26 protein-coding genes are annotated in these 26845 nt (G+C 65.9%); 19 read left to right on the forward strand and 7 right to left on the reverse strand.

The window, feature by feature from the left end; all coding sequences use genetic code 11:
* Positions 1-127: 127 nt before the first annotated feature.
* Both F3087_RS40455 and F3087_RS40460 read right to left on the reverse strand, forming a co-directional pair.
* Positions 128-862 carry an alpha/beta hydrolase gene (locus tag F3087_RS40455; protein ID WP_150407472.1) on the reverse strand — a complete coding sequence of 245 codons (735 nt, stop codon included), beginning with the start codon at positions 860-862 and terminating at the stop codon, positions 128-130.
* 188 nt (positions 863-1050) lie between these two features.
* A complete protein-coding gene (locus F3087_RS40460; RefSeq protein ID WP_223885721.1) occupies positions 1051-1749 on the reverse strand; it encodes a MarR family winged helix-turn-helix transcriptional regulator in 699 nt (232 codons plus the stop codon).
* Between the two features lie 27 nt (positions 1750-1776).
* On the opposite strand from F3087_RS40460, the gene F3087_RS40465 reads away from it, so the two are divergent.
* The 3 genes from F3087_RS40465 to F3087_RS40475 are packed head-to-tail and all read left to right on the forward strand — an operon-like array spanning position 1777 to position 4350.
* Positions 1777-2997 (forward strand): FAD-dependent oxidoreductase, encoded by a 1221-nt coding sequence (locus tag F3087_RS40465; protein WP_150407473.1) that lies wholly within the window; start codon positions 1777-1779, stop codon positions 2995-2997.
* A 20-nt stretch (positions 2998-3017) separates the two neighbouring features.
* The gene (locus F3087_RS40470) at positions 3018-3443 is read left to right on the forward strand and encodes an ester cyclase (RefSeq protein ID WP_223885730.1); all 426 of its coding nucleotides are present in this window, start codon (positions 3018-3020) and stop codon (positions 3441-3443) included.
* A 34-nt stretch (positions 3444-3477) separates the two neighbouring features.
* Positions 3478-4350, forward strand: coding sequence for a class I SAM-dependent methyltransferase (locus tag F3087_RS40475; RefSeq protein ID WP_223885722.1), 873 nt, complete (start codon positions 3478-3480; stop codon positions 4348-4350).
* A 60-nt stretch (positions 4351-4410) separates the two neighbouring features.
* On the opposite strand, the gene F3087_RS40480 is transcribed toward F3087_RS40475, so the two are convergent.
* Entirely contained in the window at positions 4411-5112 is a 702-nt protein-coding gene (locus F3087_RS40480) for a hypothetical protein (protein WP_150407475.1), read from the reverse strand.
* Between the two features lie 308 nt (positions 5113-5420).
* On the opposite strand from F3087_RS40480, the gene F3087_RS40485 reads away from it, so the two are divergent.
* The 8 genes from F3087_RS40485 (at position 5421) to F3087_RS40520 (ending at position 13933) form a co-directional block, all read left to right on the forward strand.
* Positions 5421-6029: a helix-turn-helix domain-containing protein gene (locus F3087_RS40485; RefSeq protein WP_223885723.1), complete on the forward strand. Its 609-nt coding sequence runs from the start codon at positions 5421-5423 to the stop codon at positions 6027-6029.
* A 121-nt stretch (positions 6030-6150) separates the two neighbouring features.
* Positions 6151-7443 (forward strand): MFS transporter, encoded by a 1293-nt coding sequence (locus tag F3087_RS40490; RefSeq protein ID WP_150407476.1) that lies wholly within the window; start codon positions 6151-6153, stop codon positions 7441-7443.
* 6 nt (positions 7444-7449) lie between these two features.
* Positions 7450-8823: an FAD-dependent oxidoreductase gene (locus tag F3087_RS40495; RefSeq protein ID WP_150407477.1), complete on the forward strand. Its 1374-nt coding sequence runs from the start codon at positions 7450-7452 to the stop codon at positions 8821-8823.
* Positions 8820-10019, forward strand: a complete 1200-nt coding sequence (locus F3087_RS40500; protein WP_150407478.1) for a CaiB/BaiF CoA transferase family protein — start codon at positions 8820-8822, stop codon at positions 10017-10019. The genes F3087_RS40495 and F3087_RS40500 overlap by 4 nt, the downstream gene beginning before the upstream one ends.
* On the forward strand, positions 10016-10813 hold the full coding sequence (locus F3087_RS40505) for an enoyl-CoA hydratase-related protein (RefSeq protein ID WP_150407479.1): 798 nt from the start codon (positions 10016-10018) through the stop codon (positions 10811-10813). Before F3087_RS40500 ends, F3087_RS40505 begins: the two co-directional genes overlap by 4 nt.
* Positions 10810-11703: a dihydrodipicolinate synthase family protein gene (locus tag F3087_RS40510; protein ID WP_150407480.1), complete on the forward strand. Its 894-nt coding sequence runs from the start codon at positions 10810-10812 to the stop codon at positions 11701-11703. Before F3087_RS40505 ends, F3087_RS40510 begins: the two co-directional genes overlap by 4 nt.
* Complete coding sequence (locus F3087_RS40515) at positions 11703-12476, forward strand: SDR family oxidoreductase (RefSeq protein WP_150407481.1); 774 nt, start codon at positions 11703-11705, stop codon at positions 12474-12476. Before F3087_RS40510 ends, F3087_RS40515 begins: the two co-directional genes overlap by 1 nt.
* 32 nt (positions 12477-12508) lie before the next feature.
* Positions 12509-13933, forward strand: coding sequence for an aldehyde dehydrogenase family protein (locus tag F3087_RS40520; RefSeq protein ID WP_150407482.1), 1425 nt, complete (start codon positions 12509-12511; stop codon positions 13931-13933).
* Positions 13934-14157: 224 nt separating this feature from the next.
* Here F3087_RS40520 and F3087_RS40525 read toward each other — a convergent pair whose 3' ends face one another.
* Positions 14158-14682, reverse strand: a complete 525-nt coding sequence (locus F3087_RS40525) for an AAA family ATPase (RefSeq protein WP_150407483.1) — start codon at positions 14680-14682, stop codon at positions 14158-14160.
* 68 nt (positions 14683-14750) lie between these two features.
* On the opposite strand from F3087_RS40525, the gene F3087_RS40530 reads away from it, so the two are divergent.
* The 8 genes from F3087_RS40530 (at position 14751) to F3087_RS40565 (ending at position 24207) form a co-directional block, all read left to right on the forward strand.
* Positions 14751-16184, forward strand: a complete 1434-nt coding sequence (locus F3087_RS40530) for an alpha-amylase (protein WP_150407484.1) — start codon at positions 14751-14753, stop codon at positions 16182-16184.
* Positions 16185-16328: 144 nt separating this feature from the next.
* A complete protein-coding gene (locus tag F3087_RS40535; protein ID WP_150407485.1) occupies positions 16329-16622 on the forward strand; it encodes an excalibur calcium-binding domain-containing protein in 294 nt (97 codons plus the stop codon).
* 141 nt (positions 16623-16763) lie between these two features.
* Entirely contained in the window at positions 16764-17723 is a 960-nt protein-coding gene (locus F3087_RS40540) for an SAM-dependent methyltransferase (protein ID WP_150407486.1), read from the forward strand.
* Positions 17724-17932: 209 nt separating this feature from the next.
* Entirely contained in the window at positions 17933-18742 is an 810-nt protein-coding gene (locus F3087_RS40545; RefSeq protein WP_150407487.1) for a terpene synthase family protein, read from the forward strand.
* 6 nt (positions 18743-18748) lie between these two features.
* On the forward strand, positions 18749-20104 hold the full coding sequence (locus tag F3087_RS40550; protein WP_150407488.1) for a cytochrome P450: 1356 nt from the start codon (positions 18749-18751) through the stop codon (positions 20102-20104).
* Entirely contained in the window at positions 20101-21471 is a 1371-nt protein-coding gene (locus F3087_RS40555) for a flavin monoamine oxidase family protein (RefSeq protein ID WP_150407489.1), read from the forward strand. Before F3087_RS40550 ends, F3087_RS40555 begins: the two co-directional genes overlap by 4 nt.
* Positions 21464-23080 (forward strand): class I adenylate-forming enzyme family protein, encoded by a 1617-nt coding sequence (locus tag F3087_RS40560; RefSeq protein ID WP_150407490.1) that lies wholly within the window; start codon positions 21464-21466, stop codon positions 23078-23080. Before F3087_RS40555 ends, F3087_RS40560 begins: the two co-directional genes overlap by 8 nt.
* 5 nt (positions 23081-23085) lie before the next feature.
* Positions 23086-24207 (forward strand): acyl-CoA dehydrogenase family protein, encoded by a 1122-nt coding sequence (locus F3087_RS40565; RefSeq protein WP_150407491.1) that lies wholly within the window; start codon positions 23086-23088, stop codon positions 24205-24207.
* Positions 24208-24248: 41 nt separating this feature from the next.
* Here the strand turns inward: F3087_RS40565 and F3087_RS40570 are convergent, their stop codons facing one another.
* The 3 genes from F3087_RS40570 to F3087_RS40580 are packed head-to-tail and all read right to left on the reverse strand — an operon-like array spanning position 24249 to position 26807.
* Entirely contained in the window at positions 24249-25478 is a 1230-nt protein-coding gene (locus tag F3087_RS40570) for a cytochrome P450 (protein WP_150407492.1), read from the reverse strand.
* Positions 25475-26566, reverse strand: a complete 1092-nt coding sequence (locus F3087_RS40575) for a fatty acid desaturase (RefSeq protein WP_150407493.1) — start codon at positions 26564-26566, stop codon at positions 25475-25477. Before F3087_RS40575 ends, F3087_RS40570 begins: the two co-directional genes overlap by 4 nt.
* Positions 26553-26807 carry an acyl carrier protein gene (locus tag F3087_RS40580; RefSeq protein ID WP_223885724.1) on the reverse strand — a complete coding sequence of 85 codons (255 nt, stop codon included), beginning with the start codon at positions 26805-26807 and terminating at the stop codon, positions 26553-26555. Before F3087_RS40580 ends, F3087_RS40575 begins: the two co-directional genes overlap by 14 nt.
* Positions 26808-26845 lie beyond the last annotated feature (38 nt).

The following is a 26845-nucleotide window of genomic DNA, read 5'->3' on the forward strand; positions in this document are numbered from 1 at the left end:
CCCGGTACGCCGACCCTTCGGGTGCTTCTACCCCATGGTTACGAAACTCCACCTGGGAAGCTGGCGAATTTCGGACACGGCGTTGACCGAGGAGTGGCCGATGCGCACGCGTGCCACGAGCCTCTGCTCACCGCGTCTCGGCGGCCTCGGTATAGGGCTTACCGGGCCACAGGTGCCGGATGCCGCTCGCCGCGAGGCAGGCGATCATCGAGCCGTGACCTTGCCGGTCGAACACCTGGCGGGTGAAGGTGTATCCGGGGTCCGCCTCGGCGAGCCGATCGAGGAGGGCGAAGCTATCCCGCAACAACGCGTTGATGGAGTGGTCCGCCAGTTCTGCACCGCCGAAGGCGCTATAGACCTGGACTTCCCGGCCAGCGGGGCAACCGGCGAAGGTGCGCTCGAGTCGGGCGAGTGTTTCAGGGGTGTACCAGTTCACGCCGAAACTGCCGATGATGAGCTTGGTGAACGGCGGCGCCTTGCGTAAGAGCACGTAGCTCAGGAATGCGCCGCCGGCCGAATGCCCACACGCCCCGATGTCCGCACTGTCGACGGGATAGTCGGTCATCAGCCGGGGCAGCGGTTCGTCCTGGAGGAACCGGAGGAACTCCGGCGCGTGTCCCATCCACTCGTGCGGGTCGTGCCCGACAGCGCTCAGCTTGCGTTGGATCATGGCCGCCGTCGGGGAGGCGGAATCCAACCGCGGGGCGCCCGGAGTGTAGTCGCGCAGGCGCCGGAGCCAGTGCGTGGCCGGATCGGCGGCTGTGCCGACTCCCACGATGATCACCGGCTGCGCTTCACCCATGAGCGCCTGTACCGCCGCCGTTTCCGCCATGGTGCCGAAGCTGAAGTTGGCGTCCAACATGATGAGCAGTGGATAGGTTCGGTTACCGCCGGTCACTGCATCGGGTAAGGACACCAGGATGTCATAGGTCTCTCCGGTGATTGCCGACGTGAGCTGAAATCGAATGACTCGACCGAGAAACGTATACGAACCAGCGAACGGTAGGCCCACGGCTTCCTCCTCTTTTCTTCGACCGTGGTCAATTCATGTCACGTCGATGTCGAGCGTAGCCTGCGGAGTCTCTGCATATGATTGCGCTGCAATTCGGTGGCACGGGTCAGGAAATCCGCGACGAGATCGAGCTGCTCGGCGCTATAGCGACTGAGCAGTTCGTGCTCGGCTTCCACGACCAACGGGATAATGAATTCGAAGACGCTCGTTACCGTGGTGTCCGTCGCCCGGATGATCACTTTGCGGCGATCGGTCGGGTGCGGCGATCGGGTAACGTACCCAATCCTTTCCAGCCGGTCGAGCATCGCGGTGACACTGCCCGTGGTCAAACCCAGCCGATCGGCCAGCAACCCCGGAGTGGCGGTTTCCGGTTCGTCCTGCACGAGTATCTCCAGGCATCGCAGGTCGGTCTCGTTCACCCGGAGCAGCCGGGCCATTTCTCGGTCGAAATCGTCGACCGCCGCCTGGTACCGCTCGACGACGGCGCCGAACTTCCCGCCCATGGGAAGCATTTCTTTTGACATTTCGGCGACCCTTCTTCCACACTCGGTATTCGCAGTCGCTTGATCACCAAGATACATGATCGGCAAGTGAACTGGCTCGGCCAATTCGATGCTCCATTCTGAACCAAAGGCAGGCTGAATGTCCGCGAACTCGATCCCATTGACGACCGATTCCAGGCCGCTCGCCGGCACCAAGGCCAACATGGCCGGTGCGATGGCGTTGTCCAGCGCCACGGGCGCCACCGGGGAAAGTGCCGTCGCATGACACACGCGCTGATCATCGGGGCCGGCGTTGCAGGACCGGTCATGTCCATGGCGTTGCGCCGCGCCGGTTTCTCGTCGAGCATTTATGAGCGAGATGAAGCCCGCGCCGAGCAGCGCGGCGCCTGGCTCAACTTCCAGGCCAACGGCATGGATGCCTTACGTGCGATCGACGCGGCAGGCCCGGTGGAGAAGCTTGGTTTCGAGGTCGACACCATCAGCTTCATCAACGGTAAGGGCAAGTTCTTGGGCCAAGTCCCCATGGCCGCGCGGCGTCCCGACGGCCAGGAATCTCTGATGATGCCGCGCGCTGCCCTGTACACAGCCCTCGGTGAGCTCGCTCGCGAACGCGGTGCCGGGGTCCATTACGGCAAGCGACTCATCGGGGCACGCACTACTGCCGACGGCCGCGTTCAAGCGAGCTTCGCCGATGGCACGACCGCCGTCGGTGACTTGCTCATCGGCGCCGACGGCATCCACTCCCGCGTTCGCGCCGTCATTGATCCTCGTGCACGTGCGCCTCGGTATGTCCCGGTACTCAACGTCGGTGGCTACATCCCTGACTTCTCCGTCGAGGTACCGCCGAAAGAGTTTCGGATGCAGTTCGGTACCAGATGCTTCTTCGCGTGGGTCAACACTCCCGACGGCGGCATCGTCTGGTTCGCCAATCCACCTATGGCCCGCGAGCCCGAACGTGGCGTGCTCTCGGGTAAGACGGACGCGGAATGGCGATACTGGCTGCACGAACTCATGGTCGGCGACGTCGGTCTCGCCCACGAGATCATCGACGCGGCGCCCGGACCGATGATCGGGTGGGCCACCTACGACATGCCGGTCGTTCGGCATTGGCACAACAACACAAACATGATCATCATCGGTGATGCCGCACATGCCACCGCTCCGTCTGCTGGGCAAGGCGCTTCCATGGCGCTCGAGGACGCGGTCATCCTCGCCAAATGCCTACGCGACTGCCCCGACGTGGCCGGCGCTTTCACCACGTTCGATGCTATCCGCCGCGATCGGGTCGAGAAGATCGTCGAATTCGGACACCGCTCGGCCAATGTCAAGGCCGCCGGCCCGGTCGCGCGGGTGATCCGCGACCTCGTACTGCCCATCGGCTTCCGCAAGGCCGCCAAGGACGACGGTGAATCGCTGATGTGGCTGCAAGGGCACCACATCGATTTCGACGAGCCTGTCGCACCGGTCAAGCGACCGCGATAGAAACGGAGAATGTGAAGATCATGAGTTCAGCCCACGGAGATGCCGAATCCGCTTCCCGCGAAGAGCGGAACAAGCAGATTGTAGTAGACGCTTACGAACGCATGAACAATAGAGACCTGACCGTCTTCGACGAACACCCCGGCCTGCTAGCCCTGGCCGAATACATGCCTATCGCATGGGAAGCAATACCCGACTTCTCCTCGACCATCGAGCAAATTATCGCAGAAAATGATCTCGTGGCAATTCAATGCATAGTGCACGGCACCCACTCCGGCAGCGGCTTCCTGGGGCAACCCACCGGCGAGAGCCTCCGATTCCCGGGTGCCTGGATCGACCGAGTTGAAGACGGGAAGATCGTCCAGCACAGCGGCGCAACCCACTGGATCACCGTCCTGTATCAGATCGGCGTGCTTCCGATTTCGGAAGAGCACAATCCCGCGCTGTGAACACAACACGCGATCGTCAAGAGGCGGTGCACCGATGCGTAGCCGCCGAGTACTTCCCGGGCATGCTGGAGCCATGCCATATGATCCGACGATCTACCAAGGCGCCGCGGCTCACTACCGACATGGTCGTCCCCTGTACTCGGCCCGGCTCGAACAGACACTCGCCGATGAGCTGGGTCTTGACAGCACAGGCAGAATGCTGGATTGCGGTTGTGGCCCGGGGATCCTTACGGTTCGTCTCGCCCACCTCTTCGAGGAGGCCGTCGGCCTCGATCCCGACGCTGAGATGCTTACGGAGGGACGCCGGGCCGCGGAGCAACAGGGCATCGAGAACATTCGGTGGGTCCGCGCGCTTGCGGAGGATCTTCCCGCAGCGGCGCCCGGACCGTATCGTCTGGTCACCTTCGGGCAGTCGTTCCATTGGACCGACGAACGACGGGTCGCCGAGGTCGTCTATGACATGGTGGAGCCCGGCGGCGCCATGGCATTGATCGTCCACGCGGTGAGCGGCCGTCCTCGACCACCGAATCCCGGAATGCCGCCGATTCCGCACGACGAGATCAAGGCTCTGGTGGAAAAGTATCTCGGATCCACCCGGCGTGCGGGCCAGGGCAAATCCCCAATTCGGACCCACCGCTTCGAAGACGTGCTGGCAAAGACCCGCTTCGGGACACCCCGGGTGCTGTTCGTCCCCGGGATCCCCGACCTCGTGCGGGATAGCGAGAGCGTACTGTCCGGGTACTTCTCGCTTTCCTCATCGGCGCCGCACCTGTTCGGTGACCGTCTCGATGACTTCGCCCGCGAGGTGCGCGACCTGCTTGCCGTCCGGGCTCCGGACGGTCTGTTCTGGGACTGGCCGGGCGATACCGAGATCGTCCTGGCCGGACGGGCCAAGTCGACGGAATAGGGTTGACGCCGCTCGTCACCGACGGCAGGCGACCCCTTCAGCGGAAGTCCCGGTGCCGGATCATCGCGGTGTGAATGGGGCATTGATCGTGGTGAAGTATTGGATGACGGCCCCGATCGCGATCGGGGCGGTGATGAAGATCTGGCCGGCGAGGGTGCCGAGGGCGCCCACGGCGAGGATGCCGCCGAGGCAGCCGATCGCCGCGGCCGGGATGAACGGTCCGAAGAGTCCGACGATAGTGGCGGCGGCCACGGTCGCGCCGGCGATACCGCCGAGGATGCAGCCGACAGCGGCGCCGCCGATGCCTCCGATCAGAGTGCCGAGCGTCGCGCCCATGCTGATCGTGGCCGTCATGCGGTCCCAAGCGGCGCGCTCGCGTTCGTACTCGGTCCGCCATGGCGCCTGGTCCTCGAAGGGGAGAGCGGCCGGTTGGTATACGGCGTGGGCGATGTCGTACACCGGGGTCAGCGTGGCGGTGTTGCGGGATACCGTTGCCTCGATGGGAAATTCGAAGTCGTCGACCCGGAAGCGCAGTGGTGTGCCGGCGAGGACGGTACCGTCCGCGGCTTCGATTTCGAGCACGCCGTCCTCGATGACGAGCGCCCCCGAGCCCGTGCTGATCGTGGCGGAGACGCCGGTCGAGCGGGCGCTGAATTCGATGGCGCCGCCATCGGCCGGTGCGGCGGAACTGACGGCCGCGGTGACGCCGAGTGCTGTTGCCAGCACGGCGGTAAGCAAGGTGGTTGTTGTCGTCTTGTTCATGGTGGTTCGGATCCTCGAGTCGTTCGTGACAGTGGAAAAGTGTTGGGCCCCTTCCTGATCTGCGCCGCGCCAGTGGCATGCAGTTTTTGCTGAAGGCGTCGGCTATCGCATCGGATAGCCGCGGCGGTGCCAGCTGCAGCAGAGCTGGTGAGCATTGCATGCGCAGCTGGGACCGGTCCCAGCTGTTTTCCTCTAGCGTTCGATGGCTCGCCCTCAGCTCACAGTCTTCATCTTAATGAAGATTCATTGACATAGTGACGAAAACCGCGGTACCTTCGGCGGCACAGAAGCGATGCGGAGGAGGATCCTTGGACGAAAGAAAACCGGACGGACGGTTCGATGCGACCTCGGCCGCGGCGATGCTTACCGACATGGGCAGCCGGGTCCGGGTACTCCGCAAAGAGCGCGGCCTCACCACCGAACGGCTCGCCGAATTGGCCGGAGTCAGCGCGGGATTGATCAGCCAGCTCGAACGCGGAATCGGAAACCCCGCCTTCACCACATTGGTCCAGTTGGCCCATGCGTTGCAGCTTCCGGTCGGACTGCTGATCAGCCCGTTCGAGTCCAAGGATGTGGTTGTTCGAAAAGCCGAACGGCGACGCATCGACGGGCACGGGGTGCGCGGCGACGGTGGGCGATACGAGCTGTTGACGCCCGACCTCAGCGGGGCGCTCGAGGCGAGCTGGGTGGTGACACCGCCCGGCGACGACTCCAGCGCGAACCCCTATCAACATGCCGGCGAGGAGTTCGGCATCGTGTTGTCCGGGGTCAAGGACGTCTACCTCGACGGCGTGCGCCACCGGCTCGAGGCGGGTGACTCCATCCGTTACGCCTCGACCGTGCCGCACTGGTACGTGAACCCCTCCGAAGACGAGGAATGCGTGGCGATCTGGGTGAGCACGCCACCTACCTGGTAATTGTTTCCGGCCCGTGCAGGCGCGTCGGATGAATTACTTGATTCAGTACACATGACTCGAACTCCGAGCGGGCCGGTCGAGTCGATCGTCGGTCGGGCCCGAATGTTCGAAGAGATCTGCGATGAACCAAGCACGAGCACCGATCCCGCTGACGGCGGATGACAATTTATCCAAGCCGACCCGGAGGGCTATGTTCGGGCTGGGTCTCGGTAATACGCTCGAATGGTATGACTGGCAGATATTCGGACTGTTGGCGGCATTCATCGGCCCATCATTCTTCGCCGATCGGGATCCGGTCTCGTCGACCTTGGATGCGCTCGCGGTATTCGCCGTCGGATTTGTCGCACGGCCGCTCGGCGGCATCGTACTCGGCACTATTGCCGACCGGGTGGGACGAAGGCGGGTGATGTTGGTGAGCATCGGCGCGATGGCGGGTACAACCGCGGTTGTCGGACTGTTGCCCACCTATTCCCAGCTGGGGGTGTGGGCCGGGGTGGGGTTGGTGGCCTGCCGCATCGTACAGGGCTTGTCGACCGGGGTCGAAGCGCCGCTGTCGACCGTGTACGCCGTGGAGTTGATGCCGCAGGGACAGGAGGGCCGGGCAGCCGGATTCATCGGTTTCTTCGTCAACTTCGGAATCTTTTCGGCATCGCTGGTCAGTTTCTGCACGAGCCTCTTGATCGGCGGCGACGCCATGTCGACCTGGGGCTGGCGGGCGCCGGTATTGGTCGGTGCATTGATGGGTTTTGTTGTCCTGTATTTGCGGCGATCGCTGCCGGAATCATTGAAAGAACACGAGGTGATCACGAATACCCGTGCGGTGTGGGGCGAGGTTCGCAGTCACTGGCTGGGCGTGGTCGCGATCGTCTTCGTGGTCGGGACCGCGCAAGCTTTCAATTACGCGTGGATCGTCGGGTTACCCAGTCTTGCGCGGAGTCGCGGCGCGGATCCGACTGCGGTCTTCGCCATTACCAGCACGCTCGGCGTGATGATGCTGGTCGGTTCCTTGCTGACCGGCCGCTGGGCCGACCGGGTCAGGCTGTCGCGGGCATTTGTGATCGCCAGAACCCTCGCGATTCCAACCGCCTTCATCGCTCTCGTGTACGACAGTCCAGACCTCGGCATGTTCGCAGTGGTACTGCTGGGCGGCGGTGTGATCCTGATCCTCAATATGACGCTCTACAACGTCGTTTCGACCTCCCTCATGCCGAAGTCTTGCCGGGCCGCCGGGACCGGCCTCGGCTATGGCATCGGTGTGGCGTGCTTCGGCGGCACCGCGTCATACCTGGTCGTGTGGCTCGACAAACACGAGGTCTCGTGGCTGTTCGCGGCATATATCGCCGTGCTTTCGATACTCAGCATCGTGACGTACCTGTTGGCACGCACTTACAGCGGAACATTCGCTGGGAAATGAGAAGACATGACACAGTTGAGTTTATCGGTCACGACAGCGGATTTGGTTGCGCCGATTGTCCGGCGATCCGACGTCGTCGTGGTCGGTGGTGGTCCGGCCGGCGTCAGCGCGGCGGTCGCGGCGGCGCGTAGCGGAGCCGATGTCACCCTCGTCGAGCGGTATTCCGCGCTCGGCGGACTGGCCTCCGGCGGCATGGTTCTGGTGCTCGACGACATGACCAATGGTGACGAGATATCGGTTCAAGGGATCGTGCACGAGTATGTCGAGCGGATGGCGCGGAAGGGACTGGCCGTCTACCCGCCTGCCGCGGAACGAATCACCTCGCAAGCAATGTGGAACAAATGGAGTCGATGGGGCGCCTATGACTTTCACAGCCACACCAACCCGAAACCGATCTGCTACGCGGTCGCTTTCGATCCGGATGGATGGAAGGCCACGTCCAACGAGCTCGTCCGCGAGTCGGGCGCGCATCTACGGCTGCACAGCTGGTTCGCCCGGCCGATCGTGGACGACGGCGTCATGAAAGGCGTTGTGGTCGAGACGAAGCAGGGGCCGCAGGCAATTCTGGGCGAGGTCGTCATCGACACCTCTGGCGACATCGACGTAGCGTCTCGCGCCGGTGCGCCTTTCGTTGCCGACAAGTATCTGGTCACGCTGGTCTTCCGCCTCGGCGGCGTCGACACCGACGCCGCCGAACGGTTCGAACAGGAGAATCCCCGCGAGGCTCGCGCGGTCAACCGCAAGATCAAACGTCTGCTCGGCGGCGCGTGGGAGCTGTGGTGGCTCAAAACACCGCTGCCCGGGGTGGTCTGGTGCAACACGCCGCATATGGCCGGCTTCGACGGCGCCGACCCGGAGTCGCTGACCGGCGCCGAGTTCGAGGCGCGGGACCGTATCGAGAACGCGCTCACCGAGATTCGTTCGAACTTGGCCGGATTCGAGAATGCCTATCTCGTCGACGTGGCGCAGCAGATCGGCGTCCGTCAGACCCGGCTGTTGTCCGGTGAGTACGTCGTCACGAAGGAGGACGTACTCAACCGCAGGCATTTCGCGGACAGCGTGTGCCGCGGCCGCGATTACTACACGCCCTATCGTGCGTTGCTGCCCCGATCGGTAGATCAGTTACTGGTGGCCGGGCGGCATTACTCGGCGACACCGGAGGCGCAGCGTATATCCCGAGAAATACCGCCGTGCATGGCACAGGGCCAGGCCGCGGGTATCGCCGCGGCGGTAGCGGTCGAGCGGTCGGTGACTGTTCGCGAAGTCCCGGCCGTCGAGATCCAACGCCGGATGCGGGCACAAGGCGCGGACCCCGGCGATCGGCCGGCCCCGAACGCGACCCTGGACGACACCGATTCGACCGAGGTCAGGACAGCATGAGCAACGATGAATTCTCGACCACCGCACTGGGTGGTGTCGTCGTCATCGACTTCACCCAGGTATATCTGGGACCCAGCGCGACCCAGATGCTCGCCGACTACGGCGCGGACGTGATCAAGATCGAGCGACCGGTGCAGGGCGACCTGAGCCGCAATGCGTTTCCCGATCAGGACGGTCAGGACAACCCCGTCTTCTACTCGATCAACCGCAACAAACGTAGCGTGGCCATCGATACGCGAACCGCGAACGGCAAACAGATCATCCACGACCTGGTACGCCATGCCGACGTCGTGGTCAGCAACTTCCGGGCCGGCGTGATGGAACGCATGGGCCTGGGCTACGACGATCTCATTCTGATCAAACCCGACCTGATCTGGGCCTCGGGCACCGGATTCGGCGAGACGGGGCCGTACGCGCACAAAGGGGGACAAGACGTCATCGCCCAGGCGTACACCGGCGTCATGTGGCGACGGGGCGACGAGTCAGCTCCGTTGTCCATATACCCCACCACGTTGTGCGACTACACGACCGGGATGCATCTGTGCCAGGCGATATTGCTCGCGTTGCTGGCCCGGGAACGCACGGGCCGGGGACAGAAGGTTCAGGTCAACATGTACGACTCGATGCTGCACATGCAGATGCAGGAGGCGGCGACCCAGCTGAACCGGGACGCCGAGATCAACTGGGCCGCCATGCCGCTGACGGGTGTCTTCCCGACCGAGGACGGCGCGGTATGCATGGTCGGCGCATTCAAAGAGAATCCGCTGGCGGATATCTGTGTCGCCTTGGAATTGGGTGAAGACCTGTCCCAGCGATCAGGTTTCGACACTCCGGCGGGCCAGGTCACGAATCGTGCTGCGCTGCAAGCGATTTTCCGCGAGCGGTTCGCGACCGGAACGACCGACTATTGGTTGCGCCGGCTGGAGAAACAAGACATTCTCTGCGCCCCGGTCCTGTCGTTGAAGGAAGCGTTGGACGATCCACAGACCAAGGCGAATCGGATGCTCGTGAATATGCCGGGTCCGCGCGGCGGCGTGGTCCGCGTGCTGGACAGTCCGATTCGTATGTCGGCGACACCGAATCATGTGCGGCGCACCGCGCCTCGGCTCGGTGAGCACAATGCCGAGGTCCTGCGCGAGCTCGGCTACTCAGCCGACCAGGTCGCCGCTCTGCTCGCCGACGGGGTGATCCGGTGAGCGAACCTGTCCTCGACGAAATCAGGTATGAGCTGATCGATCAGGTCGCCTGGGTCACCATCGACCGGCAGCACGTGCTCAATGCGATCGACGGCAAGTCCCTCGAACGGTGCAACGAGATATGGACCGCGGTGGAAAACGATCCGAGCGTGCGCGCGGTGGTGATCACCGGAGCGGGGACGCGGGCGTTCTGTACCGGTGCGGATATGTCCGCATCCGGTACCGGCAAGGAAGGGTTGGCCTACTGGGCCGACCTCGACCCGAACGGCTTCGGCGGCCTCAGTTTGCGCAGGTCCCTGGATGTTCCGGTGATCGCGCGGGTGAACGGATTCGCCCTCGGTGGCGGGATGGAGCTGGTCCTCGGCGCCGACATCGTTGTCGCCGCCGAAACCGCGCAGCTCGGTTTGACCGAACCGAGAGTCGGCCGGCTGGCATTGGACGGCGGCATCGTCGAACTCGTACGCCGCATCCCGCACACCCGAGCGATGGCGATTCTGTTGACCGGGCGGCGGATGACCGCGCAATCGATGTGCGATGCCGGGTTGGTCAACGAGGTCGTACCGCCCGCCGATCTCGATGCGGCAGTGGGACGCTGGCTCGACGACATCCTGGCCTGTGCGCCGACGTCGTTGCGGGCGATCAAGCAGATCGTGAACCGTACCGGCCAGATGAGCGCCGTCGATGCCCGCGCGACTCGACTTCCGGCCTTGGTGGCGGCGTTGGAAAGCCCGGACGCCGCCGAAGGAGTCGCGGCGTTCCGGCAGAAGCGCAAACCGGTGTGGAGTGAGCGATGATCACAACGGTAGAACCGGGTGTCTGGGGTGTGCTCGCGACACCGTTTTCCGGAGCGGCTCTCGAGGTCGACACCATCGGAATAGCCCGGCTGGTCGAGCACGCGGAGCAGGCCGGCGTCACGGGGCTGACCGTGCTCGGCGTCTTCGGTGAGGCCGCGCGGCTGTCGTGGCAGGAACGGCGAACCGTGCTGGAGACCGTGCTCGCGACTACCCACCTACCCCTGGTTGTCGGCTGTACGTCCCAGGCGACGGCGCCGGTCATCGATGAGGCCGAGATGGCTGCCGACCTGGTTGGCGAGCGGTTGGCCGCAGTCATGGTGCAGGTGAACAGCGTGGATCCCCAGGCATTGCAGAACCATTTGACCGCGATCCACCGGGACTCGGGTGCGCGCATCGTCATTCAGGACTATCCGGCGACCACCGGGGTGAATGTCTCCTCCGCGGTGCTGGGCGACGTGACGGTCCGGTGCGATTTCGTGGCGGCGGTGAAGGCAGAGGCCCCGCCCACACCGGTAGCTATCGCTGAACTGACCGCACGGTGCTCGGTACCGGTATTCGGCGGCCTCGGTGGCATAAATCTGCTCGACGAGTTGGCGGTCGGTGCGGCCGGGGCGATGACCGGGTTTTCTTACCCCGAGGCGCTGGTCAGCTGCGTGCGTGAATGGTTCTCCGGAAACGCTGCCGCAAGCCGCGCCGCGTTGATCGGTTATCTGCCCCTGATCGCGTTCGAACAACAGCCAGGCATCGCGATGGCGATTCGAAAGGAATGCTTGCGCAGGCGGGGTTTGATTTCGGAGGCAGCCGTGCGGCCGCCGGCGCGAGCCCTCCCCGAGTCGTTGATCGATGTTCTCGCTGATCATCTGTCGCTTGCCGGGGTGGTGACCGCGTAATGGATCTCGGTATCGCGGGCCGGACCGCTGTTGTCCTTGCTTCGACTGATGGACTCGGCGCGGCCGTTGCCCGAGCTCTCGCTGCCGAGGGCGTGAAAGTCGTTGTGACCGGGCGGGATCCGGAGAAGGTCCGGCGGGTCGCGGACTCCTTGCCGGGCGGGGCCGGTGTGGTGTGTGACCTGAGCCGGCCAGGTGCCGCCGACGAGATTTTCGATACCGCCGACATCCTGTCCGACGGTCCCGACATCGTCGTGCTGAACGGACCGGGTCCGGTGCCGGGCAGGGCGACGGATCTCGACGAGACCGCTCTGCACAGCGCGGTCGACATATTGCTGGCGGCCAATATCGGCGTGGTCAACCGTGCGCTGCCCGGTATGCGCCGACGTCGGTGGGGGCGCGTTGTCGCGATCGGTTCCAGCGGGGTCGAGGCGCCGCTGCCGGGGTTGGCGACGTCGAATCTCGGTCGGGCCGCGCTCGCCGCGTACCTCAAGACGCTCGCCGCGGAGGTGGCAGTCGACGGTGTGACCGTGAATATGGTTCTGCCGGGTCGAATCGCTACCGGCCGGGTCGAATCGCTGGACCAACTCGCCGCGGCGAACAGCGGACGAACGGTCGAGCAAGTTCGCGCGGCCTCCCGGTCCCGGATTCCGGTCGGACGCTACGGCCGCCCGGATGAACTGGGCGCCGTTGCCGCGTTCCTCTGCGGCGAACCGGCGTCGTATGTGACCGGCGGATTGATCCGTTGCGACGGGGGACTGCTCGGCAACCTCTGAACCAAGCTCGCCCAATTGTAAGGAACAACTGTATGACTACGATCAACAATCTCATCGGCGGTGAGCGGACCGGAACGCCGGAGATCGAACGGCGAAATCCCGCGGACGACACCGACGTCGTCGCCGTCAGTCCCGGGTCGACCGCCGTCGATATCCGGACCGCGGTCGAAGCCGCGGTCGCCGCGCAGAGTGGTTGGGCCGCGCTGTCTCCGATCGCCCGCGGCGCGGTACTCCTCGATGCCGCGGAACTGCTCCGGCTACGACGCGACGCGATCGCGACCGACCTCACCAGGGAAGAGGGCAAAACCCTCACCGAGGCGCACGGGGAAGTCCGCCGCGCGATCGATGTCCTGCGTTTCTTCGGTGCCGGTGGCTGGCGCAGCACCGGCGATATCCTCCCGAGCAGCTTCGCCCGCACGACCGTGTACACCCAGCCCAAGCCCCTCGGGGTGGTCGGTTTGATCACCCCGTGGAATTTCCCGATCGCCATTCCCGCCTGGAAAATGGCGCCGGCGTTGATATCCGGCAACGCCGTCGTGCTCAAACCGGCCGAACTGACTCCGCTGTCGGTGTTTCACTTGACGGAAGCTCTGGTGGATGCGGGGCTACCGGCCGGCGTGCTGAATGTGGTGCACGGCCGCGGTGCCGTCGTAGGGGAAGCCCTGGTGGGGCACCCGGAGATCGCGGCCATATCGTTCACCGGCTCTACCGAGGTAGGCAATCGTATTCGGGATGTCGCGAATTCGCGTCACGCGCGGGTTCAGCTGGAGATGGGCGGCAAGAACGCATTTCTGGTGCTCGACGACGCTGATCCGGATCAGGCCGCGGCCGTCGTCGCGGCAGGCGGCTTCGGCCTGACCGGCCAAGCCTGCACGGCGACATCGAGGGTTTACGTCACTCCGGGTGTGCGCGAAGCGTTTGTTCGGGCACTCCGCGATCGTGCCGCGGCCCACCGTGTGGGCAATGGACTCGACGCGGACACCACCATGGGGCCGGTGATCTCCGCGGCGCAACTTGTCCGGGATCGAGACGCGGTGGCATACGCCGAGGCGGCCGGATTCGACGTCGGCACTCCCGAAGATCTTCCCGGACAATACTTCGCGCCGGTAGTGATCACCGACGCCGTCCACGACAGTCAGATTGTGCGGGACGAGATCTTCGGCCCGATCATCGCGGTCGTAGAAGTCGCGGATTACGAGGAGGGCCTGGCCAAGGTCAACGACTCCCGCTATGGACTCAGTGCGGGCGTGTGCACGAAAAACCTTGGCCTCGCCTATGATTTCGCGTCCCGCGCCCGAGTCGGCGTGGTGAAGGTCAATCGGCCGACGACGGGATTGGACCTGAATGTGCCGTTCGGCGGGGTAGGTGAGTCGTCGACGAATACATTCCGCGAACAGGGTGCCCGAGCCGTCGATTTCTACACCTGGTCCAAGAGTGTGTATATGGGATATCAGTGATGGCACGGGTTTCGGCCTACCGGTGCCATATTCGGCCGGGACCGGTCCCACATCGCCGATACGAGACTCGAAAATGTCTCGGGACCCGTCCCCTCCCGGGAAAGGGGTGTACCCATCGGGAGTACGACCCCGGTCGGCGGCGGCGCCCTATGTGCGTAGGGCGCCGCCGCTGTACTCCGGCTTCCGATCGACAGATGCCGGCCTCGGCGGCCGTTCGTGCGGATTCAGTTCGTCGGCAGCTCGGCGCGGATCGCGGCGACCTTCGCCGCGACGGTGCCGGTCTCGTCGATGTTGTCGATGAGTATTCGAGGTTCGGTGAACGGTTCCCACTGCCGGGCCTGCACTTGCGCCCAGGTCGGGTTGCCCTGCCCCGGCCAATCCGGAACGCGCGTCTCCACCCGGCGGCGATGCTCGGCCACATCCGAGCAGATCACCTCCACCCAGCTGAGCGCTACGTTCAGCCGGCCGGCGAGGTCGGTCCACATCTTCCTGGCCGCCTCCACGTTGTTGCAGGCATCGACGACCACGGAGCGGCCGCCCCGGAGCTGGTCTTCGGCGACCCACGCGGCGGCGACGTAACCGACCGGGTTTTCTTCGAACGGCATCAACGTCGCCACGATCGCCGCCTCGATGGTGTCGATCCGTAGAAACGTCGTCCCCATCTCGTCGGCAAGCGCACGGGCCACAGTGGTCTTCCCGCATCCCGGTCGACCGGCGAATACCACCAAACAAGTTGTCTGAACCGCCATACCGTCGATCCTAGGTGGCCCGCCCGAGCAGGCATTGTTCGATGCGCACGCTCGGTTACAGTCTCCCTATGTTCCGCGTATGGGTGTTTGCGCTGGTTACCGCGGTGACGACGACTTGGGTTGCGGTGCCTGCCGAGGTATCGGCGCAGGAGCCGGCGGGGCGGGATGTGATCGTGCAGATGTTCGGGTGGAACTGGCGGTCCATCGGTCACGAATGTCAGGCGACGCTCGGCAAATTCGGATACGGCGCTGTGCAGACAGCGCCACCGGAGGAGCATTCCCAGTTGCCGGACAAGGGATTTCCGTGGTGGCAGGGGTACTCCGCGGTGTCCTACAAGCTGGACAGTCGCTTCGGTACGCGCGACGAGCTGGCGTCGATGGTCCGCAGCTGCCACGACTCCGGTGTCCGGGTGTACATCGACGCGGTGATCAACAACATGTCCGCGACGACCGAGTGCGCTATCGGCAGCGCCGGCACTCCGTACTGCCATTATTCGTATCCGACAGTGCCCTACGGTGATCGCGACTTCCATCATTGCGGAACGCCGAATGACGCGGTCCAGGACTATTACGACCGCTTCCAGGTGTTCAACTGCCAGTCGTTCAACGGCGCAGACCTGGCGACCGAGAACGACACTGTCCGGGACCGGATCGCCGGCTACCTCAACGATCTGCTCGCACTCGGCGTCGACGGTTTCCGCATCGATTCGGCCAAACACATACCACCCGAGGATATTTCGGCCATCGAGCAGCGCCTGACCCGACCGGCCTACGTCTACCAGGAGGCCATCTACGGCGCGGGCGAACCCGTGCAACCCGAGGAATACCTCGCCACCGGCGCGGTGATGGACCTTCGCTACGCCGGCGCCCTGAGCCAGACTTTCCGCCAGGGCCGACTGGCCGGTCTGCGCACCTTCGGCTCGGCGTTGCCCTCCGGCAAATCCGTGGTCTTCGTCGCCGACCACGACACCGAGCACCAAGGCACCACCCTCACCTACGCCGACGGCGACCGCTACACCCTCGCCAACGCGTTCATGCTCGCCTGGCCCTATGGCCGCCCAAAAGTGTTGAGCGGCTACGCATTCAACTCCTACGACGAAGCACCCCCGTCTGACCCGCTCGGCCGCGCCACCGACGCCCACTGCGGCGACGGCCACTGGCAGTGCGAACACGCCTGGCCCGGCATCGGCCCCATGGTCGCCTTCCACCAACAGGTCCAAGGCCAACCGGTAGTCAACTGGTCCGACAACGGCGCCAACCGCATCGCCTTCGGCCGCGGCACCGAGGGCTACCTCATCCTCAACGGCGAAGACGTCCCAGCCACCGGCACCTACCAAACCTCCCTCCCCGCAGGCCGCTACTGCGACGTCATGCACGGCACCCGCCAAGCCGGAACCTGCACCGGCCCGACCTACCAAATCGACAACACCGGCCTACTCCACGCCGAAGTAGCGCCCCAGTCCGGGCTCGCACTCCACACCGGTGCCACCGTCGCCCGGTAACCCTGAGGCGGACCTGGGATAACAACCGCCCCCTCGTATTCCCACGCTCGGTAATAGCTGATTGACAGGCTATCGGCCAGTAACGACAGTGATGGCGGTGTCGCTCGTCCGAAAGCTGTTCTACCGCAATAGATCGAGGATCCGATGAAGGTTCGCAAGCTTATTGTTCTCGCTGGCATCGGCCTCACATTTCTCGCGGCGCCGGCCGCGCTCGCCGAGCCGATCACCGGCTCCTCGGGAACCGGTTCGTCGGTGGTCGACGCGGGCTCTGCGGCGATCGGGTCAGCGGGCTTGAACCAAACCGGTTCTGCGGGTGGCGCATTCGACAATTGCGATCAAGCCCGGGCAGCCCACCGGGCGCCGTTGTTCCGCGGTGAACCCGGGTACAGCCCGCTGCTCGATCCCGGTGACTCCGGCATGGCCTGCCCGACGGTCTGAGTGAGGCATAGCCCCCGTCTTCGTGCCGCGCCAGGCGAGACCGATCAATTCCTCCCGCGGTTGGGAAGGGTTCGGCAGACACTCGGCTATCGCGCGGTAATTTCATCTTTTACCGCTGTTCGAACGAGCGAGGCGTGGCCGATGAATCGAATATCCGAAACCGGGCGAACCGAGCGCGCGGATATTCTTTCCGGCGTCGCTGCCAATGCCCTGCTCGTCGCCGCGGCGCGCGGGCTCGCCGCACGCCGATCGAATTCGCTGGTGAGCGATCGGTTTGCCGAGGTCTTCTGCCGGGCCGCCGGGCCGCACTGGGCGGCGCTGTTCGACGACCACGCGCCACCAACCGTGGAACATCCCTTGCGCTCCCCGGGTTTCGGGACCTTCTTTCAGGAATTCCTGGCCGCCCGGACCAGATATTTCGACGACTATCTGCGCGTGGCTGCCGAGGGCGGTGTGCGGCAGATCGTCGTGCTCGGCGCAGGTCTCGACGCACGTGCCTATCGATCGGCATGGCCCGACGGCACGATCTGCTACGAGGTGGATCGCCCGCAGGTGCTCGAGTTCAAGCGCTGCGCCCTGGCCGATGACGGCGCCGAACCGGTGGCCGAGCGGCGCGAGGTGGCCGCCGATCTGACTTCGCACTGGTCGGCGGTGTTGCGAGACAGCGGCTTCGACCCCTCGGCCGCCACCGCGTGGCTGGCCGAAGGCCTGCTGCTCTACCTGTCCGCGACGGAGCAGGACGCTCTGTTCGAGGCCATCGACGCGCTCTCCGCGCCGGGCAGCCAGATCGGCGTCGAGCATGTGACCTCGATGCCCGACGAGCTGTATTCGGCGCTGGCCGCCGAGCGGGCGGGATCGCTGGGCGTCGCCCGGTGGGGGCGCTTCATCCGCAACGAGCGCCGGGCCGAACCGGCACGGTGGTTCGGCGAGCACGGCTGGGTCGGCGGCCGGACCACCCTGGACCGGTATCTGATCGCGGCCGGGCGGGAACTCCCGGCGCCCGCCGTCCCGGTCCGCAACGCACTGGCCCCGCTGATCACCCTGATCACCGCACACAAGGTGGCTGGACGCGTGAACCTGCCGCTGCTCCGGCAACCATGAGCCGGGCCTCACGATCACCCTGGGACGGCGTTCGGCGGCTGGCCGTCGCTTCGCCGAGTCCTTGGGCAGACGTAGCCGAAGCGCACGCCCGGAGCTGGGTCCGGTCGCGCGGACTGGTCCGATCCACTCCGGCGCAGCACCGTTTCGACTGGACCGGGGCGGGAGCGCTTGCGGCACAGGTCTATTCGTCCGCGTCCGGTGTCACGGAGTTGTCCGTCGCCGCGGACTGGCTCGGGTGGCTGTTCCTGCTCGATGATCAGCTCGACGAGGGGGCCGTCGGGCGAGATCCGGTGGCCACGCGGGCTTTTCTGCGCCCCCTGACCACGGTGTGCGGCGAGCAGCCGCAGCGGCGGGCGCACGACGGCGGACCGCTGTCCGACGCTCTGCGCGACATCTGGCGGCGCATGGCGGCCGCGATGCCGCTGTTCTGGCGCCGGCGATTCGCGCGGCATCTGCTCGAATATCTGGAGGGCTGCACCTGGGAGGCGGCCAATCGTGCGCTGCACCGGATCCCGGATCTCGCCGTGTACCCGTCCCGCCGCCGGACCGCGGGGGCGATCTGGCCGGCCCTGGACGTGCTGGAATTCGTCGCGCATGCGCCGCTGCCGGATCGGTTGCTCGCCGATCCGTCGTTCGCCGAAATGTGCCGGGCCGCTGCGGATGTCATCTGCTGGACCGACGACGTGCTGACCGTCGGCAAGGAGCGGGCGCGCGGCGACGTGCACAACTTCGTCATCGTGCTCGAACACGCCACCGGCTGCACAGCCGAGGACGCGGCAGCCGAGGTCACCCGCCGTATCGACCGCAGGCTGGGTGATTTCCTGGCGGGTGAACGCCGTCTGGCCGGCGTTCTCGACGCGCTGCCCGCGGACCCGGAGGTCCGCCGTCACGCCGCCGAATATGTTGCGGGCCTGCGTAATTGGATGCGCGGCCATCTCGAGTGGGGGTTGCGGACGGATCGGTATCAAGTGACCGGCACTGCCGGAACAGATCCCGGTTATCTCGAGAATCTGAGTTGAGGAACGATGTCCGACTATGCAATGAATCCGGCAACCGCTGCGCTGCCGCTCCTCGGTCATGCACACGAGTTATGGTTCCGGCCGCTGCCTTTCGTACAGTCCCTGCGTAGTTGTGGCGATATCGCCACCATCCGGATCGGCACGCTGGACGCATTTGTGGTCAACCATCCCGCCCTTATCCGGCGAATGCTGGTCCAGGATGTCGAAATGTTCGACAAGGGTGCGCATTTCGACAAGATGGTGCCCTTCACGGGCAACGGCCTGTTCAATTCGCACGGCGAATTCCATGCGCGGCAGCGCCGATTGCTGCGTCCGGCGTTCCGGCGCGGCCGGATAGCGCGGTATGTACCGATGATGCGGGATCTGGCGGAGGCGCGTATCCGATCGTGGACCCCGGACGGCGAAGTAGACCTCACCGAGGAATGGCGATCGCTGGCCTTGGCCATCGTGAGCAAGGCGCTCTGCTCGACGGACCTGGGTGACGCGGCGGTCCGGGAGTTCGATCGGTCGCTGCCGATCGTGCTCGACGGCATCGGCAAGCGAGTGCTGGACCCGACCGGGCTGCTGGAGAAACTGCCGCTGCCGGCAAACCGCCGGTTCGACCGAGCCGTCGCCGCGCTGCACCGGATGATCGACGACATCATCGACGCCTACCGGCGCGGTGGTGTCGACCACGGCGACCTGCTCTCGCTGATGCTGCACGCCCAGGACGGCGCCACCCACGAGTCGATGACCGACGCGCAGGTGCACGACGAAGTGATGTCGATACTCGCCGCCGGCGCCGAGACCACGGCCGACACCCTCACGTGGGCGTGCTGGTCGATCGCCGGGCGACCGCGGGTGCAGAACCGGATTCGCGCCGAGGTCGAGGCGGTCGCGGGCGATCGGGCGCTCGAGGCCGAGGACCTGGCGCAGCTCGACTACACCCGGCGGGTGCTGACCGAAACGTTGCGCCTGTACCCGACGACCTGGATCCTCACCCGGCGTCCGCGCACCGGCATCGTGCTCGGCGGGCACCCGATCCCGGCCGGCGCTATGGTTCTGTTCTCGATCTACGCCCTGCATCGTGATCCGGCGCTCTACCCCGAACCAGAGGTGTTCGATCCGGACCGCTGGACTCCCGAGCGCGCGAAAGATATTGCGCCGGGGGCATACTTGCCGTTCGGCGCCGGGACCCGGGGATGCGCCGGTGAGCCGTTCGCGTGGGCGGAGATGCTGGTCGTCCTGGCGACGCTCGTGCGGCGCCGGCGAATTCGATCCGCCCACGACGCGCCGCTGTGGCCGCGGGCGAAGGCGTTGCTGATGCCGCCGCGGTACTCGATCATCGCGCGGCCGCATCCTGCCGGGCAGGTGATTCGATGACCGAACGTAGCTCGCCGTTGGGCGGGCAGCGAATGGCCGTTGTCGGCGCCGGAATAGCAGGCCTGACAGCGGCTTTCCGCCTCTACCGCGCCGGGGCCGAGGTGGTGGTGTTCGAGCGCGCACAGCGGGTCGGCGGCCGGATGTCGACGATCGAGCTCGACGGATTCGTCATCGACCTCGGTGCGGGCATTCTGTCCTATGCCTACACCGAGATGTTGCGGCTGATCGCGGACGCCGGCCTCACCCATCGAATCGAACCCCAAGCGGGATCGTTCGGCATCATCCGCGACGGGCGCATGCACCGCTTCGGCCACCACCGGGAACTGTGGGCGCGGAACCCGCGCGCGCGAAAGGCGTTCGGCGAGTTGCTGGGCGAGGCGCGCCGGTATCGCGAACGCATCGCCGAGGATGGACTCGAAGCGGTGGTGGGCGCCGATACCGAGGACATTCTCGGCTACCTGCGCCGCTGTGGGGCGACGGAATTGCTGGAAAGCTTCATCGAACCGCTGTGCGGCGACATCTGGCTCAGTTCGCCGGCAGATCTGTCGGCGGCGAATCTGCTCTACTACTTGGCGCATACGGCTGGAGCCGAGTTCTTCGGCTCGGCCGCCGGCGTGGGCTTCCTGCCCACGGGTCTGGCGGCGTACGTGCCGGTGCGCACCGGGTGCACCGTCACCGGTATCGAACCGCGCGGCGATGGCGTGGCGATCAGCTGGGACTGCGCCGGACAGCCGGGCCGGACAACAGACTTCGACGCCGTCGTCGTCGCGGTCCCAGCACCGCAGGCGGCCGCGCTGTGCCCGACGTTGCCACCGCCTGTACGTGCGCTGCTGTTCTCGATCACCTATGTGCGCAACATCGAAGTCTTCCTCGCGCTGGCCCGGCCACCCGACGAACCGGCGACCTGGATTCATCCTGGACGAGCGACACCGGAGCTGGCCAGTGTGGTGATGGATCATCGCAAGGCGCCCGCCCACGTGCCGCCGGGCCGCGGCCTGGTCTCCTCGTATTGGCGGCCGTGCTGGTCGGAAAAACGCTGGGACGCTGACGATCCCGCGATCGTCGAGGGCGCCCTGCGCACGCTCGAGCGGCTTTATCCGGGCCTCGGCGACGATGTGCTGGCCGCGCACGTCCAGCGCTGGGATCCCTGCGTCGTGGCCCAGCCGCCCGGCGGAATTCGTGAGCTTGCCCGGCTGACGAGGGAGCTCGACGGCCGTGCACCGCTGTATTTCGCCGGCGACTACTTCGGCATCTCCACGACCGAGAACGCGGTGCGCTCGGGGACGCGAGCGGTGCGGCGGATCATCGCGCGCCGGACTTCCCTTGGCCCGCACGCGGCTCCGGGAGGACGGACCGGCCATGGTTGACGATCTGGTACCGCGCGCACTCCGGCAGGAGTGGACATCGATGGGCTGGTGCCCCGGCCGGGATGTCTTCGGCCTGTTCACCGAAACGACCGAGCGGGATCCGGACAAGATCGCGGTCATCGACGATGCCGGATCGATTACCTACCGGCGACTGCACCACCAGGCCAGGCAGGTGGCGCAGGCACTGCGTGCCGAGGGCGTAGGGGCCGGCGATGTCGTCGGCATCTGCCTGCCCAATCGACGCGAGGTCTGCGTGGTGGAGCTCGCCGTCGCGGCGCTCGGAGCCGTATCGGTCGCATTTCCGGTCGGGTACCGGGAGCGGGAGATCCGCGGTGTGCTGACTCGCTCGCGGGCGGTGGCCTGGGTGACCGTGGCCGCCCATCACGACTTCTCGCCCGCGGCGGTGGTCCGCGCCGCGATGGGCGAACTTCCCGATCTCCGAATGTGTTTCGTCCTCGGCGCGGAGGTACCGGGCTGCTCGTCGCTGGACGCCGTGCTGGCCGACCCCGGCGAACCCGCCGCGATCACGACGCCAGGCCCCGATTCGAGCGGACCCGCGCGGATCATGGTGACCTCGGGCACCGAGCGTGAACCCAAACTGGTCGTGTACCACCACGACGCGCTCGTCGGCGGAATCGCCAATCAGCTCACCGTGATCGGTGTGGATTCGAGCACCCGGCTGATGTTGCTGCCGCCGATCTGTTCCGGATTCGGCGCGCTGGCGACATTCGGGGTGCTCGCCCGCCACGGCGCGACCCTGGTCCTTACCTCGACCTTCGATCCCGCCGCGGTACTGCGGCTGCTGAACCGGCACCGGGTCGCGGTGTTGTGCGCCGTGCCGACCATGACGCACGATCTGCTGGATCACGCGACCGCGGTCACCGCCGCGGTGCGGCTGGTGTACCTGGCCGGCGCGCCGATCGCACCGGCGTTGATCGACCGCACGAGCGCGGCCTTCGGCTGCACGGTGGTCAGCGCCTACGGCAGCAGTGACGGCGCGTTCTGCTGCACCCATCCCGACGATCCGCCGGACAAGGTCGCCACCACGGTGGGCAGGCCGAGCGACGCGGTGTGCTCGTTCAAGATCATGGACCCGGGCCGTGACGAGGAACGGCCGGTCGGCGAGATCGGCGAGATCTGGGCCCGCGGCCCGGTGTCACCGCTGTGCTACGCGGATTCCCCCGAACTCGATCGGCGGTATCGAGATCCGTTGGGCTGGACCAAGACCGGAGATCTCGGAGCCGTGGATGCCGAAGGCTACCTGCACGTGACGGATAGGCTGAAGGACATCATCGTTCGCGGCGGCGTCAATATCAGCCCGGCCGAGATCGAGAGCGAGCTGCTCACCCACCCTGCCGTGGCCCGCGCCGCCTGCGCCGGAATACCCGACGAACGTCTCGGGGAACGCCTGTGCGCCTGGATCACGATGCATCCCGCCGCGACCGCGCCGACGCTCGCGGATCTGCGAGCCCACCTCACCCGGCGTGGACTGGCGAAATTCCAACTGCCCGAAGACCTTCGCATCGTCGACCGCCTCCCGACCGGGCCGTCCGGCAAGGTCCTGCGGCGCGTGCTGCGGGCATCGGCCGATGCCTGGGCACAGGAGTGAACCCGATGCTGTCCGACGTCGAACAGATCTGCGCGCAGCGCATCGCGCCGCTGGCCGAGCGGATGGAACGCACCGGGCTGCCCGCGCCGGAATTGTGCGAGCTGTATCGAGAGCTCGGCTGGTTCTCCTGCTTCGCGCCCACGGCCCACGGCGGTGCAGGTCTCGACGCGACCGAGTGGTGCCTGCTCAACGAACAGATGGCGCGGGTCTCGATCGCGGCGGCATTGACGTTGGAATTCGGTCCGGTCGCCGCCGTCCGGCTCGCACCCGCCGATCAGCACGCGACGCTGTTCCCGATGGTCGTCGGCAGGCCGGGCGCGTTCGCGTGTACCGAGCCGGAGGCGGGTTCGGATGCGCTCGCGATCCGGACCCGGGTCGTGGACCAGGGCGACCACTATCTGCTCAACGGGCACAAGACGCTCATCAACAACGGGGGCATCGCGGAGGTCGTGGTCGTGGTCGCGACCACCCGACCGGGATCGGGCTACACCGGCCTGCGCCTGCTCGTGGTCGACGCCACGGCGCGCGGTGTGCTACGCGGTCCGGAGAAACAGAAAATGGGTCTGCGTGGGGCATCCCTGGTCGACCTCACCTTCCATGACGTCGAAGTGCCCGCGACCCAACTGCTCGGCGGGCACGACGGATTCGCGCTGGCCCAGCGGATCATCGACTACGGTCGCCTCACCGTCGCCGCGCTGGCGCTCGGCAACGCCACCGCTGCGATGGAGCACGCCCTCCGGCACACGCTGCGGCGCCGGCAATTCGGCCGAACCCTCTACGACAATCAGGCAGTCGCGTTCAAGATCGCCGACATGGCCATCGCACTCGAGGCCGCCCGCGAACTCACCCACCGGGCCGCCGCGGCACTCGACCGCGGCGATCCTCGCGCATCGGTACTCACCTCCATGGCGAAGGTCCTGGCCACCGACACCGGCATGACCGTCACCACCGATGCCGTCCAATGCCTCGGCGGCGCAGGCTATCTCGCCGAGAACGCCGTCGAACGAATGATGCGGGACGCGAAGGCCTTACAGATCATCGTCGGCGCCAACGAACTCCAGCGCGCCCTGATCGGCCGCCACCTGGCGCGTGGCGCCGGCGGCAACGTGCGGGGCGACCAGCCCTGATCGCGGCGGCGCCGAGGACGGCCCGGTCGCCGATAATATGCTCAGCCGCAATCCGATTCACGAACCTCGTAGCGCCCTGGCCGCACGAGCAGCCGTTCCGGTCCGCGCTGCACCAGTTGCTCGCGATACGGCGGGTCGCCGGCCAGCGTCATGTCCGGGAACCGCTGAAGCAGGATGGGCAACGCGACCTCCGTCTGCATACGGGCGAGCCCGGCCCCGAGGCAATGGTGAACGCCGAGTCCGAAGGCGATCGGGCGGTTCGCCGTCCGCTGGGGCTCAAAGCGATCCGGATCGGTATATCGGGCTGGATCGCGGTTGGCCGCCGCGAGCACCAGCAGCACCTGCGCACCGGCCCGCACGGTCGTTCCGGACACCGTCAGGTCGTGGGCGGCAACTCTGGTCAGGGCGTGGATCGGGGGTTCGAAGCGCAGCACCTCGGTGACGAAGTCCGCGATGCCGGCTGCCGCGAACGCCGCCGGGTCGGCCAGGGCCAGCCGAATCCCGTTGCCCAGCAGATCACTCGGCGACTGAGTACCTGCTATCAGGAACATCACCAGGCCTGCCACCAGTTCGTCCTCGGTGATCGTGCCGGTGGCGTCACAGTCGTGCAGCATTGCTGTCGTGAGATCATCGCCGGGTTCGGCCCGGCGGCGATGGACGAGATCGGTCAGGTAGGCGACCAGGACGTCCATTCCGGCGTCGCCCGGCGCGAGGTCCCCGAGGTCCGAGATGGGCTCGAAGGCCGTGGTCGCCGCGGTAACCGCACCGTGCAACGGCATTCGGTCGGGTTCGGGGATGCCGTAGATCTCGGAGGTGACCGAAACAGCCAGGCGGAACGTGAATTCCTCCACCAGGTCGACTGTGTCCGTCGGCCGGTCGGCCAGCCGTTCGGCGAGTTCCCCGGCCCAGCGCTCGACGACCGGGCGGAGCGCGCTGACCCGCTGCGGCGAATAAGCCCAGCGGGAGAATCCCCGGAGCCGCTCGTGGTCCGGTTCGTTGCTGAACATCATGATCTTCGTGAAGCACTGCCACGAGGAGTGCTCGATCATCCCGGACTTGCGGTGCCTGGCGGCATCGGTGACGAGCAGGCCCGGTTCGCGCAGCGCGGCAGCGCATTCGGCATAGCCGAGCACGAAGACCAGCTTCGGTCCGAGTGAGATGACAGGGCCGAGTTCCCGCAGGGCCGTGTAGAGCGGGTAGGGGTTGGATTTGCCCGAGGCGGTGAAGAGCGCACCCAGGGCTTCGCTCGGACCGATGGTCACGTTTGTCACGGTTGCGGGTCCTTCCGGGGTGGCACAGGGCGACGATCGAATCCCTGGTAGAAGCCGCCGTTTTCGGCATCGTGCAGGTGCAGGTCGTGCAGGATCCGCCACAGTGCGCCGGGGGTCAGGCGCTCCTCGCGGACCATGCCGGGGTAGGTCCGCTTGAGCACCTCCTGTGCCTTGGGCAGGTTGTAGAACGGAATCGCCGGTGCGACGTGGTGTGGGGTGTGCACCGAGATGTTGTGCGTGAGTAATCGCAGCGGTGCGGGGTAGACGAAGTCGGTTGTCATCAGCAGCTTGCCGGCGTTGCGGGTCCAGTGTCGTGCGTCGAGGAACGGCAGATCGCTGGCGCTGTGGTGCATGAGGGTGGTGGTGCTGAACCACAGATGCGTCGTCAGCAACGGGACGAGGAATCCGGCGACTAGACTCCACGGCCCGGCGATCAGCACGAGGGTGCTCAGATACAGCGCGCCGAGGATGAGTGTCACGGCGATCGAGTGCCGGACGTCTCGGCGCATGCTTGCTTTCGGGAAGAATCCTGGCCGGAAGCCGGACACATACCAGTACCGGATCGTGCCGCCCCAGAACGCCCACGTCCGGGTCCCCGCGTAGGTCAGTTTCCCGATCAGTGACAGCCGGTCGTACATCGCTGGTGGCAGCGGTCGCCAGTCCGTGTCGAGTTCAAGACTGTTGGTGTGCGCGTGATGCATGTTGTGCACATGACGCCACGCGTGGAAGGGATAGAGCAGTGGTAGCAAGGCGAGGCTGCCCACGATTACGTTCAGGCGGCGGGACCGGGAGAACGAGCCGTGACCGCAGTCGTGTGCGATGCAGTGCAGCCCCCAACCACCCAGCCCAGCCAGCAACCAGAGCGGAACATCGATGAGCCAGTACTGCGATAGCAATATTCCGGCGACCGAGCCGCCGTAGACGCCTGCACTGAGCAGGAATCCGAGAATCCCGCGTTCGACCCGTGGGGTGAAGTACTCCTTCGGAATCGAATCTGTCAGTCGCTCGCCTTCGATGCGGCGGGACTTCTCCAGGAATTCGGTCAGCGAGGCGTTGCGTTCGGGTGCGCTGGCCTCACTGCGATTCACTGCGTTCTCCCGTACTGATGAGATGGTCGACGAGCGCGTCGATCGAGTCGTGCTCGTACAGGATTGCGGGGGAGAGCCGGAGCTCGAGTAGCTTCTCCAGTCGGCCCGAGAGCTGGATTCCAGCGCGCGAATCCAGTCCGTAGGACTCGAAATCCTGGCTCGGATCTATCTGCGCGGGTGGGACCTCGAGCCGTTCGGCCAGCTGGTTCACCAGCCACTCGCGCAAGCGATCCACGGTCACGGGTCCATCCAGAGCACGGGTTCGGCGGCGGAACATGG

Source organism: Nocardia colli (assembly GCF_008704205.1).
GTDB classification, from domain to species: Bacteria; Actinomycetota; Actinomycetes; order Mycobacteriales; family Mycobacteriaceae; genus Nocardia; species Nocardia colli.